The following is a 16594-nucleotide window of genomic DNA, read 5'->3' as shown; positions in this document are numbered from 1 at the left end:
GATTAAATGGAAGGAAGTGCAATACCTTCAAAGGAGGAAGAACCCGTTAATGAAAGTAAATCGCTCGTTTCCCCCCCTTATTACCGGCCTTATTGTTACGACTCTACTGCTCTCCGCCTGCGGATCCCAGACTGCTAACCCTAACATTGTCCCGACAGTTGAGCCTTCAGCGGCTCCGCTGCCAGTCGTCTCTCCACAATCCTCACCTACTGCAGACCCTACTGCAGCCTCGGTTTCCGGCCTTACGGGACTTGCTGTTACAGATTCCGTACTCCCGCGGCCCTTATCTGTCATGATTAATAATGCTCCTGCCGCTCGGCCTCAGTCGGGAATAAGTGAAGCTGACATTCTATATGAGGTGCTTGCCGAAGGCGGGGTTACACGATTGATCGGAATCTTCCAAAGTCATACAGGGGTTGTCAAGATCGGGCCGATCCGAAGTATCCGTCCCTACCTGATTGATCTCGGGGAAAGCTATGGCGGAGTGACCGTGCATGCTGGCGGCAGTCAGGCAGCGTATGCCATTTTACAGAAAGACAAAAAAGAGGATATGGATGAGATTGGCCGGGCCAGTGCGTATTTCTGGCGGGATAAGAGTCGGAAAGCTCCCCATAACCTTTACAGCAATGCAGACAAACTCCGGGAAGGTGCGGACAAGCTGGGTTATGCCAAGGAAACTAAGGTTCCAACGTACTCGTTCAACAATCCGGATTATGTACCGCTCGGCGGGGAAGCTGCTACCGAATTCAATGTTTATTTTCTTCTCAAAAGCTACAGCCTAGACTACAAATATGATTCCGAACGACGGACGTATCTAAGATGGGTGAACGGAAAGCCGCACATGGATTTGAATAATAACAATCCGGTTGAGGCTGCGAATGTAATCGTTCTGGGCGCTGATCATAAGGTGCTTGATGAGGTGGGACGGCTCCAGATCGATGTTGAACTAGGCGGAGAGGCTGTGCTTTTTCAACGCGGACAAGCTATTAAGGGCAGATGGACGCGGAAACCAAACGATGTGATCCGGTTTGTTAAGGACGGACAGGAAGCGCTGTTATATCCGGGAGTCACACACTTTTTAATTGTTCCGAATGCTCCAACCTTCAGCAACCATGTAACGTACGGTCAGCCGCAAAAGTAATTATATAAGATGAACTTAAGATATTAACTTAAGGCTTGGGGGCACTACCGAGAAGATTTGGACTTCCGTCCGCTGTTGCAGCAAGACTTAGATCGGTGAAGTATGCTATGCGGACTCCAGGTCCCTTATTGTCTATAAAACGCTCGATAAGTACGCTGTGCGGACACAGATGCCTCTATTTATGAATACTGGACTATTTATAGCCGAGAAACGAACTACCGGAGCTGGATATAGTGTAAAAGTGCATTATAATGAGCGGAATCGAGCTACCGGAGCCGGATAAAGTGTAAAAGTGCATTATAATGAGCGGAAACGAGCTACAGGAGCCGAATAAAGTGTAAAGTGCATTACAGGTAAATAGCGGCCGCTGAGTACGTATACCTTACGCATTCATTTTGAGCAGGTATCCATACGTGTTCGTGCATCAAGAGGGGAGTGAGTGGTTAAGAATAAGTGTATGGGGAAGAGTAAACAGTAAATAAATTACCCTCAAAACATTTCCGTTAAATTCCAATATTTGCTGAATATGCGAATTGTTTTCGCAGATACTGCCAAATGTTAAGATAGTGTCAAAAAGTTCATTTCTAATGGTTACATCCATGTATCGGATATGATAAGATAACAAAGGTTGTCATTCATTTTCATGCTGTTTACATATGAATGAGACTGGTTTTTCGCTGTGAATTTACGTAAAGGGGTTTAAATTAGATGAAGTTGAGAAAAAAGGACATTTTTTTTGAGACGCTCGAAAACATGGCGGATACAATTGTCCAAGCGGCAGACTACTTCGCTCAGAATATTTCCACTCTCAAGGAGAATGTGGAGATTTTTGCCGGAGAGATGAAGAAGTACGAATCGCAATGTGATTCTTACACGCACACCATCATTAAAGAATTAAACAAAACGTTCATTACGCCACTAGAACGTGACGATATAATGGACCTCACCACAAGTATGGACGATGTCATCGACGGCCTGGAGGCTTCAGCCTCGCGCTTCTATATGTATAACTTGCTTGACGCGGATGAGTATATCATCCAGTTTGCAGAAATTCTGCGTCAGTCCGCGTATGAAATCCAAAAGGCTATTCACTTGCTGTCCCAGAAGAAACTGCTGGCTATCCGGGAGTATACCATTCGTCTGAATGATCTGGAGAACCAAGGCGATGAAGTTCTGAGGATTTGTACGAAAGAATTGTTCGAAAAAGTAAAAGACCCTATTGAGCTGATTAAGCGCAAAGAGCTTTACGAACGGTTGGAGACAACTACCGATAAATGCGAAGATGTTGCCAACATGTTGGAATCAATCATCATGCGCAACTCATAAGGGGCTCTAAACTATGGATACATCATTATTTGTGCTAGGCTTAGTTATATTTCTCGCGCTTGCGTTTGACTTCATCAATGGATTTCATGACACAGCTAACGCAATCGCTACCTCTGTCTCTACGCGGGCGCTAACCCCGCGAACTGCAATTGTAATGGCGGCTTCCATGAATTTTATCGGGGCATTGCTGTTTACAGGCGTAGCCAAAAAAATTGGCGGAAGCATAACCGACCCCGCCTTGTTGGATAACGGAATTGAGATTGTTATTGCGACTTTGATCGCTGCAATTATCTGGAACTTGGCTACATGGTGGTTTGGTATTCCTTCTTCCTCCTCGCATGCACTGATTGGGTCATTAGCGGGTGCGGTCTTCGTGGGCGCAGGTTCTGACCATATCAAATGGGCCGGCTTCAAGGATATTGTGCTGGGCTTGGTACTCTCACCGCTAATTGCCTTTGCGATTGGATATGTTGTGATGACCATCTTGAAGTGGATCTTCGCCAAACGCAGTCCGCATACGGTAAATAAAGGGTTCCGTTCGATGCAGATCATTACTGCTGCATTCCAAGCCTTTACTCATGGTACAAATGATGCGCAGAAGGCAATGGGGATCATTACCTTTGCACTGGTGACTTCAGGTAATCTGGACTCTATGGAAGTTCCGTTGTGGGTTAAGATTTCCGCTGCTACAGCAATGGCACTTGGTACTTCCGTTGGCGGTTGGAAGATTATCAAGACAATGGGAACGAAAATTTTCAAAATCGAACCGATTAACGGTTTCGCGGCAGATATTTCTGCAGCTTCGGTTATATTCTCAGCCACGTTGTTGCATTTACCCGTGAGTACAACACATGCCATTACATCTGCGATTTTAGGTGTAGGTTCAGCCAAGCGTTTCTCCGCAGTGAAGTGGGGAGTTGCCGGACGTATCGTAGTAACTTGGTTTATTACCATTCCGATCAGCGCTGTGTTGGCGGGATTGATCTTCAAAATCTTTTTCTAGAACTTCGACAGGGTTTGTCTTATCGTAGAATATTCTACGAAAGGACAGGCTCTTTTTTTTGATTTCAAGAGAGGAATGTCACAAAAAGTCACAAGAGACTGATAAAAAACGTTAATCAGGCAGAAAAGAAAATGAAATATCTCACGTTTTGAAAAGAAAATGACATAAGAAATTTGGGTTGTTCATAGTTTTTTGTAGTTTTTTATAGTCTTTAAGATAAAGTGAGTTTTAGGTGTTACTATAGTTGACAGATTGAAGGAGGCCTGGCGATGATCGATTTTCATCAGGTAGAAAAGCATTATGGACATTTCCACGTACTCAAAAGTATAGACCTGCATGTTCAGGAAGGTGAAGTGGTTGTAGTGGTGGGTCCGTCCGGATCCGGCAAAAGCACTATGCTCCGCTGCATTAACCGCCTGGAGACGATTACTAGCGGTGATTTGACGGTTAACAATTTAACTGTTAATGACCGCAAGACGGATATAAATAAGCTGCGTAAAGATATCGGCATGGTATTTCAGCATTTTAATCTATACCCACATAAAAGAGTAATCGATAACATTACACTGGCGCCTATTAAGGTGCTGGGTCTATCTAAAGAAGAAGCTGAAAAGACGGCTATGTATTACTTGGAGAAGGTGGGTATCGCAGATAAAGCGAAGGCCTATCCATCCCAATTATCCGGTGGACAGCAGCAGCGTGTAGCTATTGCGAGAGGTCTTGCTATGAAACCGAAAATCATGCTGTTTGACGAACCGACTTCGGCGCTTGATCCGGAAATGGTCGGGGAAGTGCTGGATGTTATGCGTGCGTTAGCCCGTGAAGGAATGACGATGGTTGTCGTTACGCATGAGATGGGTTTTGCCCGTGAGGTAGCGGATCGTGTGATATTCATGGATCAGGGGCAGATTGTAGAAGAAGCAGAACCGGAACAATTTTTTGCAAGCCCGCGAGAAGAACGTACACAGACCTTTCTTAGTCGTGTATTAAGTCATTAAAAAATATAAAAGGATCAGGGAGGAACTACAAATGAAAATGTCCAAATTGGGAAAACTGCTAAGTGTCATGATGGTTGTGTCGTTACTTGTACTTGCCGGCTGTGGAAACAAAAATAATTCGGCAAGCTCAGATGCGATCTCTAAGATTAAAGAACATGGAAAACTGGTTGTTGGTGTGAAGTTCGACACGAAGCTTTTCGGATTAAAGGACCCTGCATCCGGTAATGTAGAAGGTTTTGATATCGACATCTCGAAGGCTATTGCTAAGCATATCCTGGGTGACGAGAATGCCATCGAACTTAAGGAAGTAACTTCCAAGACACGTATTCCGATGTTGAATAACGGTGAAATTGATATGATTGTGGCTACAATGACTATTACGGAAGAGCGCAAGAAGGAAGTTGATTTCTCCGATGTGTACTTCCAAGCTGGACAATCGCTGCTGGTGAAAAAGGGCAGCCCGATTACAGGGATTCAGGATGCAACCAAAGATACAACCATTCTGGGCTCTAAGGGTTCGACTTCGATTAAGAATATTAAAGAAAAGGTAGAAGGTATTAAGGTGCTTGAATTTGATAACTACCAGGATGCATTTAGTGCACTTAAAGCCGGCAAAGGTGATGCACTTACCACTGACGATGCTATTCTGTACGGTATGGCTGCGCAAGATCCTGGTTATGAGGTAGTAGGAGAGCCATTTACCGATGAGCCATACGGCATTGCAATGCAAAAGGGAAATACAGATGTAGTTAAAGCAGTTAATGATACACTAGCTGAACTGAAAGCGAATGGCGAATATGATAAGATTTACGAAAAATGGATTGGTAAAGCTCCAACTAAATAATTGATCTCTAACGTAATGAATGCTAATCATATGGGTTCAGCGAAAGGATGGAACGGGTTATACCGCCGGCCATCCTTTCGTGTTTGTCTGTAAGGGTATGTACAGATGAGCAGGCTTTTTATTTATAAGTAAAGGTAGGTGACATCTATGGATTTCTCGATATTGACCGGTAATTTCGACATCTATATGGAAGGTTTTTATAACACGATCCTGTCCAGTGTAATTGCCTTGGTTGGCAGTTTCCTGCTGGGAGCTCTGATCGCTGTATTCCGGATTTCTTCCGTGAGAGGACTCCGTTGGTTCGGGGCAGGCTTCGTTGAGTTTGTTCGTAACATACCGCTGCTGCTCGTAGTATTTGTTTTTTATTATGGTTCTTCTGCACTGGGTCTTTCAATTGAAGGGTTTGCGGCGGGGACGATCGGTCTTGCTGTGTACACCTCTGCGTTCATCGCAGAAGCTATTCGTGCAGGTATTATGGCCGTTCCAAAGGGTCAAATGGAGGCTGCGCGCTCATCCGGGTTGAACTATATTCAGACGATGGTTCATATTATTTTGCCTCAGGCGATTAAGTTGGTTATTCCACCGCTAGGCAATCAGTTCATTAATCTAATTAAGAACTCGTCGGTACTGACACTTGTAGCCGGCATGGATCTTATGTATTTTGCGGATATTATCTCCACGGATACCTACCGGACATTTGATACTTATATTTTTGTAGCGATATTCTACCTGGTACTTACAGTGCCGCTTAGCTATGGAATTCGAGTATGGGAGCGCAGATTGCAGCGCAAATATTAAACATAAAGTGAAAGGAGGGGCAATATGGATTTCGCTGGTGCATACTCCCCCGAGAATCTGAAATTCTTGTTGGATGGACTATATATAACTCTAATTGTTGCTTTTGCAGCTATTGTGCTTAGCTTTATACTGGGTTGCGTGATCGGTGTGATTCGGTATACAAAGGTACCTGTGCTGTCACCCATCATGTTTGTGTTCGTTGAGTTAATTCGGAATTTACCACTTTTGCTGCTTATATTCTTTATTCGCTTCGCACTTCCGGAAGTCGGGATTAAAATGGGACTGATTACAGCAGCCATTGCCGCACTTACGATCTTTGAAGCCGCGATGATTGCGGAAATTGTGCGTGGAGGATTAGCCTCTGTTGATAAAGGTCAGATCGAAGCTGCACGTTCATCCGGTCTCAGCAGTTTCCAGACACTCTGGCATATCGTTCTACCTCAAGGGCTGCGACGTATGGTTCCCCCTTTGGTAAGTCAGTTCATTTCGTTGTTAAAAGATACATCACTGGCAGTAGTGATTTCGTTGCCAGAGCTGATGCATAATGCTCAAATCGTAATTGGTCACGGATACACCTATACCATTCCAACGTTGATACTTGTAGCAGTTATCTATTTTACAGTTAATTTTATGCTGTCCATTGTATCGAGACGTTTGGAGAGCAAAAGTATTTAGCCCCGAAGTATACTTATTCGTTTGAAATCCCTCCGTAGTATGGTAGTATAATCATCAACATCTCTAAGTAGGAGCAGTTTGATGATGGGAATATCTTTAATGAAACATAAACATATACAGATTCTGTTGGTTTCCGTGGGTACAGCTGTAGCCGGGGAGTTCAAAATCAATCCGTTCAACGGGGATATCTTCAGAATCGGCCTGGGCAGCAGTGCATTTCTGCTGTTTTTGCTTTTAATGAGGCATCTTCCGTATATAACCACAGGGATAGCTACCGGAGTGGTTGTTCTTCTGTTTCGTACTGCTATAGATTTAGTGGCAGGGGATGGAATGGATATTACCCAGATTATGGGCAGGCATTGCTCGGCAATGGTTTATTATATTGTTTTTGCATTGGGCATGAGACTTATTAAGTCGCGGCTGGACACCTTCCATCCTCTCGTTCTCGGCGGCGTAGCGGCGATTATAGACCTGATATCGAATGAAATGGAGCTTTTGACCCGCTTGTTTGTGCTTGGAACGGCCTCGTTTCACCTGAATGAATGGACTTTTTTGATGTTGATCGCTATGTTGCGGACTTATTTCACTACAGGTATATACAGCAGTATTTCTGTTAGTCAAATGCGAATCGTGCAAAAGGAACAGAAGCGGCGGATCGAGCAAATGCTCGGATTCGGCTCAGGATTGTATGGAGAAGTATTTTATCTGAAAAAATCTATCGACACCTTGGAGAACGTAACCTTGAACAGCTACGATTTGTATCGCAGTCTTAAGGACGAGGGGCATCAGCTGCAGAGCCGCCAGGTGTTGGATATCACGCAGCAAATTCATGAGGTGAAAAAGGATTCACAGCGTATTCTTGCGGGGCTGGTGAAGCTGGTCGACCGTGAGGTTACCGGCGATATGCCGCTGTCCGGAATCCTTCTTTTTACGGTCAAGAGTAATACAAAGTATGCCGAAATGCTGGGTAAAAAAATCGTCTTTCATCATCAAATAACCTCCGATTATACCACTGCCAATTACATTCCCCTGCTGACCCTCTTGAATAACCTAACCGCCAATGCGGTTGAAGCGATTAAGGAAAAAGGAACCGTTTCTCTCGATGTTTATGAAAAAGGTGATCTCACCGTACTCACGGTAACCGATAGTGGCCAAGGAGTGAAGGCGCGCGATCGTGAACTGTTATTTGAGCCGGGTTTTACCACCAAATTCGATGAAGAGGGAGTGGCGGCGACAGGGATTGGGCTCTCGCATGTGCGTGATATCGTCGAAGTTTTTCAAGGTGAAATCACCGTGAGTGCCGCTCCATACACAGGCGGGGCTTTGTTTCAGATCATAATTCCTACAGTAATGCTGAGAAAGGAGGAATAGAGATGCCGCTTTCTTTCTGTATAGTAGATGATGATGGAAGTGCCAGAAGAATGCTGCAATATATTATCGAAGACAGCGGAATAGGTGAAGTGGTCGGCATGGCGGATTGCGGTCAGGACGGCGTCCGTTTAATTTTAAGTGAACGCCCGGACATTGTCCTGATGGATCTGCTCATGCCGGATCAGGATGGGATTGAGACTATTAATTCGCTTCAGGCCCAGGGCTGCCGATCCAAATTCGTAATGATCTCCCAGATCGAGAACGGGGAAATGGTGGGACGGGCCTACCGGAGCGGAATTGAGTTCTTCATACGTAAACCGATTAACCGGATCGAAGTCGAGGCTGTGCTGCATAAGGTAAATGAGCGCTACGCTATCAATCGGTATTTGGACGAGATCAAGTCCAGTCTGGAAAAGCTGGAAGGGCTGCAGTTTGGTTCCCCGCCTCTGCCTGTCGTTAAACGTACCGTGCGCGAGATTTTGCAGCCGATATTGATGAATCTGGGGATGATTGGGGAGAGCGGGAGCCGTGACATTATCGGAATTATGGAGGTCCTGTCGAATCGTGAGGATACCGGAAGTCTACCTCCGCTCAAAGAATTGTATGAAATGACAGCTAGAACCTATAAGGAAAACCCGAGTGACATTGCTAAGGAAAGCAAAGCTATCGAACAACGGCTTCGGCGTGCGTTATCTGCAGGTCTAAACAATCTAGCTTCGATCGGACTGACGGATTACGGCAATCCCAAGTTTGAGCATTATGCTCCGCTTTATTTCGATTTCGAGGAAGTCCGTCTGAAAATGAAGGAAATCGAGCAGGGCAAAGAAACCGGCAAGGTGAAAGTTAATATTAAGAAGTTTCTTCAGGTGCTGTATTTGGAGCTCCAAGAGGGAATGGGTCGATATTAGGAATGGCCTAGAGCATAGAGCAAGTACTGATGAGGTGGAGGGGTCTTATATGATACGCACGCTTGCAGTAACTCATAAGGGAGAAGTGCTGACCGGGCTTCCGCTCCAGAGCATTCGTATGGAGAATTACGCATGGATATGGGCAGACTTTGCGATGCCTACACCGGAGGAAACGCTGCTGCTAGATCAGTATTTTCATTTTCACCCGTTGGCGATTGAGGATTGTATGCATCTGCTGCAGCGGCCGAAGCTGGATTACTACCAGGATGTGCAGTTCTTTGTGCTGCATGCGCTGAATGCTGAGACACTGGATGCTGAAGAGGTAGACCTGTTCATGAATAAAAATTATCTGGTATCTTATCATCATCAGGAGAAGTCCGAGATGGATGAAGCTTGGGAACAGGTGCAGAGTGAGATTCACAACCGTAAAGGCTGGTCAGGCGGTCCGATGGCTGCAGCCTATAGAATCATGGACAAGCTGGTGGATAAGTATTTCCCCAGTCTCTATGGGATTGAGGACGAACTTGCCGATCTGGAAAGCCGGGGCAGCAGTGAGTCGGTAGAGGAACTGATGAAGCAGGTATTCGATGTACGTGGACGCCTTTTGAAGCTGCGGCGAACTATTGTGCCTATGCGTGATCTTATGTACCGAATTGTCAACTCGCAGCATGTCCAGAGCAACGGGGAGGAACGGATCTACTTCGGCGATATTTATGATCATCTGCTGAAGCTGACCGATATGATAGAGGCCGACCGTGAAATGACAGCCGATCTTCGCGATAGCTATATCTCTCTCAATTCGAATCGGATGAACACTATAATGAAAACACTCACCGTAATTACGACGGTATTCATGCCGCTGACACTGATAGCCGGGATCTACGGCATGAACTTCCGGGTGATGCCGGAGTTGGACTGGAAATATGGTTACTTCGTCATACTGCTGCTTATGCTGGTGCTTGGCGGAGGAATGTTCCAATGGTTTCGGCGAAGCGGATGGTTTAAATAGTGTTAAAGAGGAAAGGCGCCGCTATTTGCGGCGCCGTTTGCTATTAGCCGGGCTTAAGCGCCGGCGGTTCGGGGTAGAGGATTTACGGCGCTGAGCAGGGCGTCTTTTTTTACGTCTAGGGCCGTAAAGAGCTGCATCTTCTTCAGCTGCCAGTGATCCATTCTTCGATCCCTTGTTTTTACCAAAGCTGCTCATCACGAGCTTAACCATAGGAGCCATTTGCTGAAAGCTTTGCATGACCTTCTGCACCTTGCCCATAGAGCTGACGATGCCGTCGATCCCGCCCATCCGATCAATGAAGCCTTTAATCTGCTCGATATTTGCCGCGTTCCCAAGACCGCCGAGTCCACCCAGACTTCCCAGGCTTCCGAGCAGCCCCCCGGCTTTGGCCGCTGAGGCTTCAACAGGGACAGCAAGAGCGGTCTCGGCAACTTCGGCTGCTCCGTAGGAAGAGTACAATCCGCCTGCTCCAGGAGGTGGAACTTGCACGTATGGACTGATACCGGGATAGGGCGATGTATTGTACGGTTCGACCAGCGAACGCTGGTTACGGCGGGAATGATTATAGTAATGATCAGGCATAATATCACATTCCTTCGTTATTGGTTTACTATACTGTATGTCATAGGCGAACATAACGTATGGACGAATGCCCGGGTGTTTAGGGATAGGAGCGGAAAAGGGCGTATGCCCATAAAGGCTGTATGAAAGTGAATAAACCGTGTCCAGGCTTGATTTTCGGCGCTTTTGTAGTACTATAGGGAAGGCAGTTGATGTTGACACGGAAAGGAAGGTCTTTTAAAAATAAGTATTATTGTGTCCGCGCAGAGTGGACGTTTGTCCATGATTTTCGGACTTTACTGCGTGAAACCGTTAATGCTTGAAAAAAGCGCTCCAGTGCAATATAGTAGAGGCAATAGTCACATTCCGTTTATGCTTCCAAAAGCAGTTTTGTACGAAGCTTAATCAGAGATGCTAATGCTGACAGAACTTTTAGGGGATGATTATTTATGCAGCTTAAGAAGCTGAATGATAAAAGTATCGATCAATTATTTGAAGCTATTTTAACTTTAAAAAATATGGAAGAATGTTATGTGTTCTTCGATGATCTATGTACGGTTAATGAGATCCAGTCACTCTCGCAGCGTCTTGAAGTTGCACGTATGCTGGGTAAAGGATCTACTTACAACCAAATCGAAGCAGAAACAGGAGCAAGTACGGCTACCATTTCCCGTGTAAAGCGCTGCCTGAACTATGGCAATGACGGGTACAAATTAACGCTCGAACGTCTGGGACGATAGAATGAAGCCGGGCATACTCATTATTAGTCATGGCTCCAGGGATACAGCTTGGGTAATGATTGTAGAGGAAGCCGTAAGCGGCTTATCGCTGCGGGAAGAGATTCCCGTGGCTATTTCTTTTTTGGAGCTTGTAGAAGGCCGATTGATTCAAGATGGAATTGATGAGCTCGAACATGCAGGGGTCACAGATATTATGGTGATCCCCTTGTTTATGTCTTCCGGAAGCACTCATGTCGATGAGATAGAGTATGCTCTGGGGGCTAAGCCGGAACCGGAGCGGGAAACGGATTTGGAGCTTTTCACCGTTCAAGCACGAATCCATTACGGTTACCCGGTGGATGATGATCCGGATATCGCTATTATGGTATGGGACAAGCTTCGTGATGTGTCCAAAGACCCGGCGAAGGAGACCATTCTGCTGATTGGACACGGGAGTGTACACGATGGGTTCCGGCAGCGCTGGCAGGAAGGCATTACATCGCTAGCCAAGCGCGTACGTGAGGTAAGCGGTGTGGCTGCGGCAGATTACGCTCTACTGAACCCGGACAATGTGCGGAGTAAGGTGGAGTATTGGCGGGAACAGGGCCACGATGTACTGGTGGCACCGCTCTTTTTGAGTGAGGGATACTTCACCAAGGTAGTGATTCCTGAGAAGCTTGAAGGGCTGACGTACCGATATTCGGGCCGAACCCTACTGCCCCATCCGCTGTTTCCGCACTGGATCGAGAGACAGGTCGAACGTCTGTTGGAGCGCATACGGGGCGAGGGATAGACGCAGCTTTTAACGAAAATGATGGCGGTCCACAGTGTTATTATAGCGGCTTCTGCATACACATATTTATAGTGTTTCACATGATTTTGTGTTCAGTTGAGGCTGATTTCCTTACTGTTGCTGAGCTATATTCGTACTCTTTTGCCGGCGACATTGATTGTAGGGTATGGAATTGGTTATAATCAGTTAGGTTATCAATATAAAAAAACAGGTGGCGTTCCGGTAAATGAAAACTGCGAGATTGATTTATAATCCCACTTCTGGACGGGAAGAAATGAAGAAGCGGCTCGCCGATATTCTGGACCGGCTGGATACAGGAGGCATTGAGGCCTCTTGCCATGCAACGAGCGGAGAAGGCGATGCAACGGCGGCGGCGGCAGATGCCGTAGAACGTGGATACGATTTGATTATAGCGGCCGGTGGCGACGGCACCCTGAATGAGGTTATCAACGGGATGGCGGAGAAACCTAATCTTCCACCGCTCGGCGTTTTACCTCTCGGTACCACTAATGATTTCGCACGGGCAATGGGCATCCCGAAGAACTGGGAGGATTCCTGTGATCTGATTCTGCGTCAGGAGTCGCGTCTTATCGATTTGGGCAAAGCCAATGATCGTTATTTCATCAATATTGCCGGAGGCGGAAGCCTGACCGACCTAACATATGAAGTACCCAGTAGGCAGAAGACCATGCTCGGACAGCTTGCTTACTACTTAAAAGGCATCGAGAAAATGGCCAGTCTTTCCCCGACAGAACTCGTTATTCGAGCGAACGGACAAGAGCTTATCCATGACGAATTCATGCTGTTTCTTATCGCCAATACCAACTCTGTGGGCGGCTTCGAGAAGCTTGCTCCAGATGCCCGTATCGACGACGGTCTATTCGACGTCATTGCGGTTAAGAAATGCAACCTCGCGGAATTCATCCGCTTAGTGCGCCTAACCATCAGCGGAGCGCATCTGAAGGATAAGAAGGTCGTGTATTTCCGCACGGATGCGATGGAGGTCACCTCCCCTGGTCATGTCCAGTTGAATCTGGATGGTGAGCTGGGCGGCACCCTGCCGGGACAGTTCCGGATTCTGCCGCAGCATTTAAGGATTTTTGCTCATAATAATTGAGTGGAGTAACAGGAGTTATAGTGGATGGGTGTGGGTGGAAGTTCTATCAGCACCGAACATCAACAACGGACCATCAACCACGGACCACGGACCACGGACCACGGACCACGGACCATCAACCACGGACCACGGACCACCAACCACCAACCACCAACCATCGACCACCGACCGATCATCGAACACCAACCATCGATACTAACCATGGGTTGGAAATTATCGAATGTGTTGGTAGGAGAAGGTGTGGTTAACTGGGAGTGGATGATATGCGCCTACCAAAACTGGTTTTCTGCGTTGCAGCTGGAGTAACTAATGTGTTGAGGACCTCGTGATGGTGCTTCTGAGACCGTTTATATGAGGGAAAGATAGTACCGGAGGACGGTAAGTAAGGCTGAGAGGTTACCGTGGGAGCAGCTTACAGACGGGTAACGCGGTCATTTAGCTGAGAATATTCAGTTTAATAGCTCCCTTCAGCTAACCTTTGCCTATTTAGAGGGAAATTTTCCTGCTAATTTGCTGATATAGCCTCCATCTACAGATTTAAGGGGAAAATATACCACTAATTCATCGTATTTCCCCCATTCTCCCTCTTTTTACAACATTAACTCCGAATTAGATGGATTTTTTCCACTTAAATTCTTCAAATCGTATGAGTAGATCAAATTAACTGGAGAAAATCCATCTAAATGAATTTGTAACCATCCCATAATCTATTTTGGATTGACTGATTAACAATGATTAATGAAAGAAGTGACTTCTAACTAATGACTAGACACCGCAGCGGCCGCAACACCAGTCGCCGGGACGGCACGGCCCCTATCGCCGGACTGCCTGTGAATAAAAATGACGAAGTTGTGCTCGATATCATCGGCATGACACATGAAGGCGAAGGGGTAGGCCGCGTAGAAGGCTTTACCCTATTTGTGCAGGGTGCCCTGCCCGGAGAGAAGGTCCAGGCTAAGGTACTCAAGACGAAGAAACAATACGGCTACGCCAAGCTGCTGAAGATCGTTAAGGCCAGCAGCGACCGCATAGGACCGCCCTGTCCCATCTACGATCAATGCGGCGGCTGCCAGCTGCAGCACATGGACTACGATGCCCAGCTGGCGTGGAAACGGCAGCTGGTGGTGGATAACCTGGAGCGGATTGGGAAGCTTACGGTGGCTGGTAACAACGAGAGCCGAAAAAGTGAGTTAAGTGCTGGGCAGAACGAAGACGAGAGCGTAGGGAAAAGCGGTGGAGAAAGCAACGTCCACATCAATAGACCGAGCGAAGGTATTCTTGTCCGTCCTACCCTAGGTATGGACGAGCCTTGGCGTTACCGCAATAAGGCTCAGGTGCCGATCGGTGTAACCGATGGCGGCCTCGTTGGCGGCTTTTACGCTCGTGGCAGTCATCGAATCGTAGACATGGAGACCTGTTTGATTCAGCATGAACATAATGATGCAGTCGTAGCCGCCGTAAAGAGCATCGGCAGCCATCTCGGCATTTCTGCTTATAATGAAGAAACCGGCCGCGGCCTGCTGCGTCACGTCGTAGTGAAAAAAGCTTTCCGCACCGGAGAAATGATGCTGGTGCTAGTGACCAACGGACGGGACATCCCGCATCTGGACGCCTGGATCGGCAGCATCCGCGAGCAGCTCCCGCAAGTAGCGAGTATCTGTCAGAACGTCAATACAAAGCAGACTAACGTTATTTTTGGCGATGAAACCCGCACACTCTGGGGCAGGGATGTCATCTATGACTACATCGGCGATGTGCAGTTCGCGATCTCGGCGCGTTCTTTTTATCAGGTGAATCCTGCTCAAACAGAGGTCCTGTATGGCAAGACTGTGGAGTACGCAGGTCTTACAGGTAAAGAGACAGTAATCGACGCTTATTGCGGCATCGGGACGATTTCGCTATTCCTGGCACAGCATGCCGAGAAGGTTTATGGGGTGGAGATCGTCCGTGAGGCGATTGAGGATGCCCGTGCTAATGCAGTGTTGAATGAAATGAAGAATGTAGTGTTCGAGGTCGGAGCGTCTGAAGATGTAATCCCTAAGTGGAAAGAGCAGGGGATTACGGCGGATGTAATCGTAGTAGACCCGCCGCGTAAGGGCTGCGATCCGCGGTTGTTGGAAACGATCTTAGAGATGAAGCCGGAGCGTGTGGTGTATGTGTCGTGTAATCCTTCTACGCTAGCGAGGGATTTGCGGGTGCTTGAAGATGGTGGGTATACCACCGTCGAGGTGGCTCCGGTGGATATGTTCCCGCATACGACACATGTGGAGTGCGTGGTTGTGCTATATCGGATTGAGTTTGCATAAGCAAAATAATCAAGTGCAAGCTCCTATGCAACGAACGAAATTAAGGCTGCAGCAGAAGCTGGTATTATCAATGGTAAAAATAAGGGCCTATTTGATCCACAAGTGAAAACGCTCTTGGATATCTTGAATTAATCCTCACATTAAATAAGCAGATCTGTCTAAACTTGGACAGGTCTGCTTATTTTTGTACTACAACTTTTATATTATAAGATGTGATTCATTTTGGAGAATATGATCGAGATTCTGTCGTTAATCCATTCGTTCAAGAATTTGATGATATGCGCTCAGGAAATGATGGGGGTTAGGATCTTCTCCTATACGTTTGGGTACGTCAAAGTCCGATAAATCAAAATGATGCTTAGGTTCAACGCCATGCCTAGCTAAACAGCTCTTGCAGCAGGACAAGGGACAACCGTCAATGGCGATGATGTCCCGTCCCGACTTTGCTGTTTTGACAAGCGGTTTGACATCACCACCGACTCCAGCGATGCAGGACATTTCAGCTATTCTTTCTCGATCCATTTTAATAGCAATCATGTTAGCGGTCTGCGCTGCCGAGGAACATCCGGAACATGAATAGACAAGAGGTAGATCATTTCTTTTCATTGGGTACCCCTCCACTTCAATAAATGTTGTGTAAGTATAACCTGGGATTACTAACTGAATAGTGAGTCAGGTCACTCTTAGTTTTGATTGGAAGATGTGACGGATGTTGTTTTCCGGTCGTAAATGAAGCGGGCAGACCGGATGTGTTTTTTACGGAGTTTGCAAATACAGAAAGTTATTTCACCCGGAGGGGCATCATGCTGTGCGCGGGCATTTGGCTTTTACAGAGGATGAACAGCGTGTTGTAGCTTATATCTGGGGAGATAAGCCGGAATACTTTCGTCAAATGAGCATCGGTATGGCGAAAGATGGATTCAAAGGCATCGATAATAATATGGGTTGTCCTGTAGTGAATGTGGAAGAGAATGGGAAGGGGAGCAGCCTGATCTGCCGTCCGGAAACGGCAGCGTAGATCATCC

At 46.7% G+C, this 16594-nt stretch carries 16 protein-coding genes and 2 pseudogenes; 16 read left to right on the top strand and 2 right to left on the bottom strand.

Features of this window, described 5'->3' with window-relative positions; all coding sequences use genetic code 11:
• Positions 1 to 49 precede the first annotated feature (49 nt).
• The 10 genes from J2T20_RS20060 (at position 50) to corA (ending at position 10073) form a co-directional block, all read left to right on the top strand.
• Positions 50 to 1141: a DUF3048 domain-containing protein gene (locus J2T20_RS20060; RefSeq protein ID WP_307591112.1), complete on the top strand. Its 1092-nt coding sequence runs from the start codon at positions 50 to 52 to the stop codon at positions 1139 to 1141.
• Between the two features lie 708 nt (positions 1142 to 1849).
• Positions 1850 to 2467 carry a DUF47 domain-containing protein gene (locus J2T20_RS20055; protein WP_307591111.1) on the top strand — a complete coding sequence of 206 codons (618 nt, stop codon included), beginning with the start codon at positions 1850 to 1852 and terminating at the stop codon, positions 2465 to 2467.
• Between the two features lie 13 nt (positions 2468 to 2480).
• On the top strand, positions 2481 to 3470 hold the full coding sequence (locus J2T20_RS20050) for an inorganic phosphate transporter (protein WP_307591110.1): 990 nt from the start codon (positions 2481 to 2483) through the stop codon (positions 3468 to 3470).
• A gap of 269 nt (positions 3471 to 3739) precedes the next feature.
• Positions 3740 to 4468, top strand: coding sequence for an amino acid ABC transporter ATP-binding protein (locus J2T20_RS20045; RefSeq protein WP_307591109.1), 729 nt, complete (start codon positions 3740 to 3742; stop codon positions 4466 to 4468).
• A gap of 31 nt (positions 4469 to 4499) precedes the next feature.
• The gene (locus J2T20_RS20040) at positions 4500 to 5312 is read left to right on the top strand and encodes a glutamate ABC transporter substrate-binding protein (protein WP_373457836.1); all 813 of its coding nucleotides are present in this window, start codon (positions 4500 to 4502) and stop codon (positions 5310 to 5312) included.
• A 147-nt stretch (positions 5313 to 5459) separates the two neighbouring features.
• Positions 5460 to 6110 (top strand): amino acid ABC transporter permease, encoded by a 651-nt coding sequence (locus J2T20_RS20035; protein ID WP_307591108.1) that lies wholly within the window; start codon positions 5460 to 5462, stop codon positions 6108 to 6110.
• 24 nt (positions 6111 to 6134) lie between these two features.
• Positions 6135 to 6785, top strand: coding sequence for an amino acid ABC transporter permease (locus J2T20_RS20030; RefSeq protein WP_307591107.1), 651 nt, complete (start codon positions 6135 to 6137; stop codon positions 6783 to 6785).
• A 99-nt stretch (positions 6786 to 6884) separates the two neighbouring features.
• The gene (locus J2T20_RS20025; protein ID WP_307591106.1) at positions 6885 to 8156 is read left to right on the top strand and encodes an ATP-binding protein; all 1272 of its coding nucleotides are present in this window, start codon (positions 6885 to 6887) and stop codon (positions 8154 to 8156) included.
• A 2-nt stretch (positions 8157 to 8158) separates the two neighbouring features.
• On the top strand, positions 8159 to 9064 hold the full coding sequence (locus J2T20_RS20020; protein WP_307591105.1) for a response regulator: 906 nt from the start codon (positions 8159 to 8161) through the stop codon (positions 9062 to 9064).
• A gap of 49 nt (positions 9065 to 9113) precedes the next feature.
• Entirely contained in the window at positions 9114 to 10073 is a 960-nt protein-coding gene (gene corA / locus J2T20_RS20015; RefSeq protein ID WP_307591104.1) for a magnesium/cobalt transporter CorA, read from the top strand.
• A 21-nt stretch (positions 10074 to 10094) separates the two neighbouring features.
• On the opposite strand, the gene J2T20_RS20010 is transcribed toward corA, so the two are convergent.
• A complete protein-coding gene (locus J2T20_RS20010) occupies positions 10095 to 10655 on the bottom strand; it encodes a tyrosine protein kinase (RefSeq protein ID WP_307591103.1) in 561 nt (186 codons plus the stop codon).
• A 428-nt stretch (positions 10656 to 11083) separates the two neighbouring features.
• Here J2T20_RS20010 and J2T20_RS20005 point away from each other — a divergent pair, with 428 nt between their 5' ends.
• The 5 genes and pseudogenes from J2T20_RS20005 to J2T20_RS19985 form a co-directional block, all read left to right on the top strand.
• Entirely contained in the window at positions 11084 to 11374 is a 291-nt protein-coding gene (locus J2T20_RS20005; RefSeq protein ID WP_019913624.1) for a YerC/YecD family TrpR-related protein, read from the top strand.
• A 1-nt stretch (position 11375) separates the two neighbouring features.
• A complete protein-coding gene (locus tag J2T20_RS20000; RefSeq protein WP_307591101.1) occupies positions 11376 to 12146 on the top strand; it encodes a sirohydrochlorin chelatase in 771 nt (256 codons plus the stop codon).
• Positions 12147 to 12372: 226 nt separating this feature from the next.
• Complete coding sequence (locus J2T20_RS19995; RefSeq protein ID WP_307591100.1) at positions 12373 to 13263, top strand: diacylglycerol kinase; 891 nt, start codon at positions 12373 to 12375, stop codon at positions 13261 to 13263.
• A 761-nt stretch (positions 13264 to 14024) separates the two neighbouring features.
• Positions 14025 to 15569, top strand: a complete 1545-nt coding sequence (gene rlmD, locus J2T20_RS19990; RefSeq protein ID WP_307591099.1) for a 23S rRNA (uracil(1939)-C(5))-methyltransferase RlmD — start codon at positions 14025 to 14027, stop codon at positions 15567 to 15569.
• A gap of 27 nt (positions 15570 to 15596) precedes the next feature.
• A pseudogene (locus J2T20_RS19985) lies at positions 15597 to 15701 on the top strand (S-layer homology domain-containing protein); the annotation flags it as partial.
• Positions 15702 to 15818: 117 nt separating this feature from the next.
• On the opposite strand, the gene J2T20_RS19980 reads toward J2T20_RS19985, so the two are convergent.
• Positions 15819 to 16175 carry a putative zinc-binding protein gene (locus J2T20_RS19980; protein ID WP_307591098.1) on the bottom strand — a complete coding sequence of 119 codons (357 nt, stop codon included), beginning with the start codon at positions 16173 to 16175 and terminating at the stop codon, positions 15819 to 15821.
• 87 nt (positions 16176 to 16262) lie between these two features.
• On the opposite strand from J2T20_RS19980, the pseudogene J2T20_RS19975 reads away from it, so the two are divergent.
• Positions 16263 to 16584: pseudogene (locus J2T20_RS19975) on the top strand (tRNA-dihydrouridine synthase); the annotation flags it as partial.
• Positions 16585 to 16594 lie beyond the last annotated feature (10 nt).

Source organism: Paenibacillus wynnii, from assembly GCF_030812855.1.
GTDB classification, from domain to species: domain Bacteria; phylum Bacillota; class Bacilli; order Paenibacillales; family Paenibacillaceae; genus Paenibacillus_AQ; species Paenibacillus_AQ wynnii_A.
The sequence above is the reverse complement of the archived record's forward strand: the minus strand, read 5'-3'. Positions and strand labels throughout refer to the sequence as shown.

Excerpts from the sequence above, each read along its gene's own strand:
- J2T20_RS20060 (WP_307591112.1), top strand. The coding sequence starts at position 50 with ATGAAAGTAAATCGCTCGTTTCCCCCCCTTATTACCGGCCTTATTGTT.
- J2T20_RS20055 (WP_307591111.1), top strand. The coding sequence starts at position 1,850 with ATGAAGTTGAGAAAAAAGGACATTTTTTTTGAGACGCTCGAAAACATG.
- J2T20_RS20050 (WP_307591110.1), top strand. The coding sequence starts at position 2,481 with ATGGATACATCATTATTTGTGCTAGGCTTAGTTATATTTCTCGCGCTT.
- J2T20_RS20045 (WP_307591109.1), top strand. The coding sequence starts at position 3,740 with ATGATCGATTTTCATCAGGTAGAAAAGCATTATGGACATTTCCACGTA.
- J2T20_RS20040 (WP_373457836.1), top strand. The coding sequence starts at position 4,500 with ATGAAAATGTCCAAATTGGGAAAACTGCTAAGTGTCATGATGGTTGTG.
- J2T20_RS20035 (WP_307591108.1), top strand. The coding sequence starts at position 5,460 with ATGGATTTCTCGATATTGACCGGTAATTTCGACATCTATATGGAAGGT.
- J2T20_RS20030 (WP_307591107.1), top strand. The coding sequence starts at position 6,135 with ATGGATTTCGCTGGTGCATACTCCCCCGAGAATCTGAAATTCTTGTTG.
- J2T20_RS20025 (WP_307591106.1), top strand. The coding sequence starts at position 6,885 with ATGAAACATAAACATATACAGATTCTGTTGGTTTCCGTGGGTACAGCT.
- J2T20_RS20020 (WP_307591105.1), top strand. The coding sequence starts at position 8,159 with ATGCCGCTTTCTTTCTGTATAGTAGATGATGATGGAAGTGCCAGAAGA.
- corA (WP_307591104.1), top strand. The coding sequence starts at position 9,114 with ATGATACGCACGCTTGCAGTAACTCATAAGGGAGAAGTGCTGACCGGG.
- J2T20_RS20010 (WP_307591103.1), bottom strand. The coding sequence starts at position 10,655 with ATGCCTGATCATTACTATAATCATTCCCGCCGTAACCAGCGTTCGCTG.
- J2T20_RS20005 (WP_019913624.1), top strand. The coding sequence starts at position 11,084 with ATGCAGCTTAAGAAGCTGAATGATAAAAGTATCGATCAATTATTTGAA.
- J2T20_RS20000 (WP_307591101.1), top strand. The coding sequence starts at position 11,376 with ATGAAGCCGGGCATACTCATTATTAGTCATGGCTCCAGGGATACAGCT.
- J2T20_RS19995 (WP_307591100.1), top strand. The coding sequence starts at position 12,373 with ATGAAAACTGCGAGATTGATTTATAATCCCACTTCTGGACGGGAAGAA.
- rlmD (WP_307591099.1), top strand. The coding sequence starts at position 14,025 with ATGACTAGACACCGCAGCGGCCGCAACACCAGTCGCCGGGACGGCACG.
- J2T20_RS19980 (WP_307591098.1), bottom strand. The coding sequence starts at position 16,175 with ATGAAAAGAAATGATCTACCTCTTGTCTATTCATGTTCCGGATGTTCC.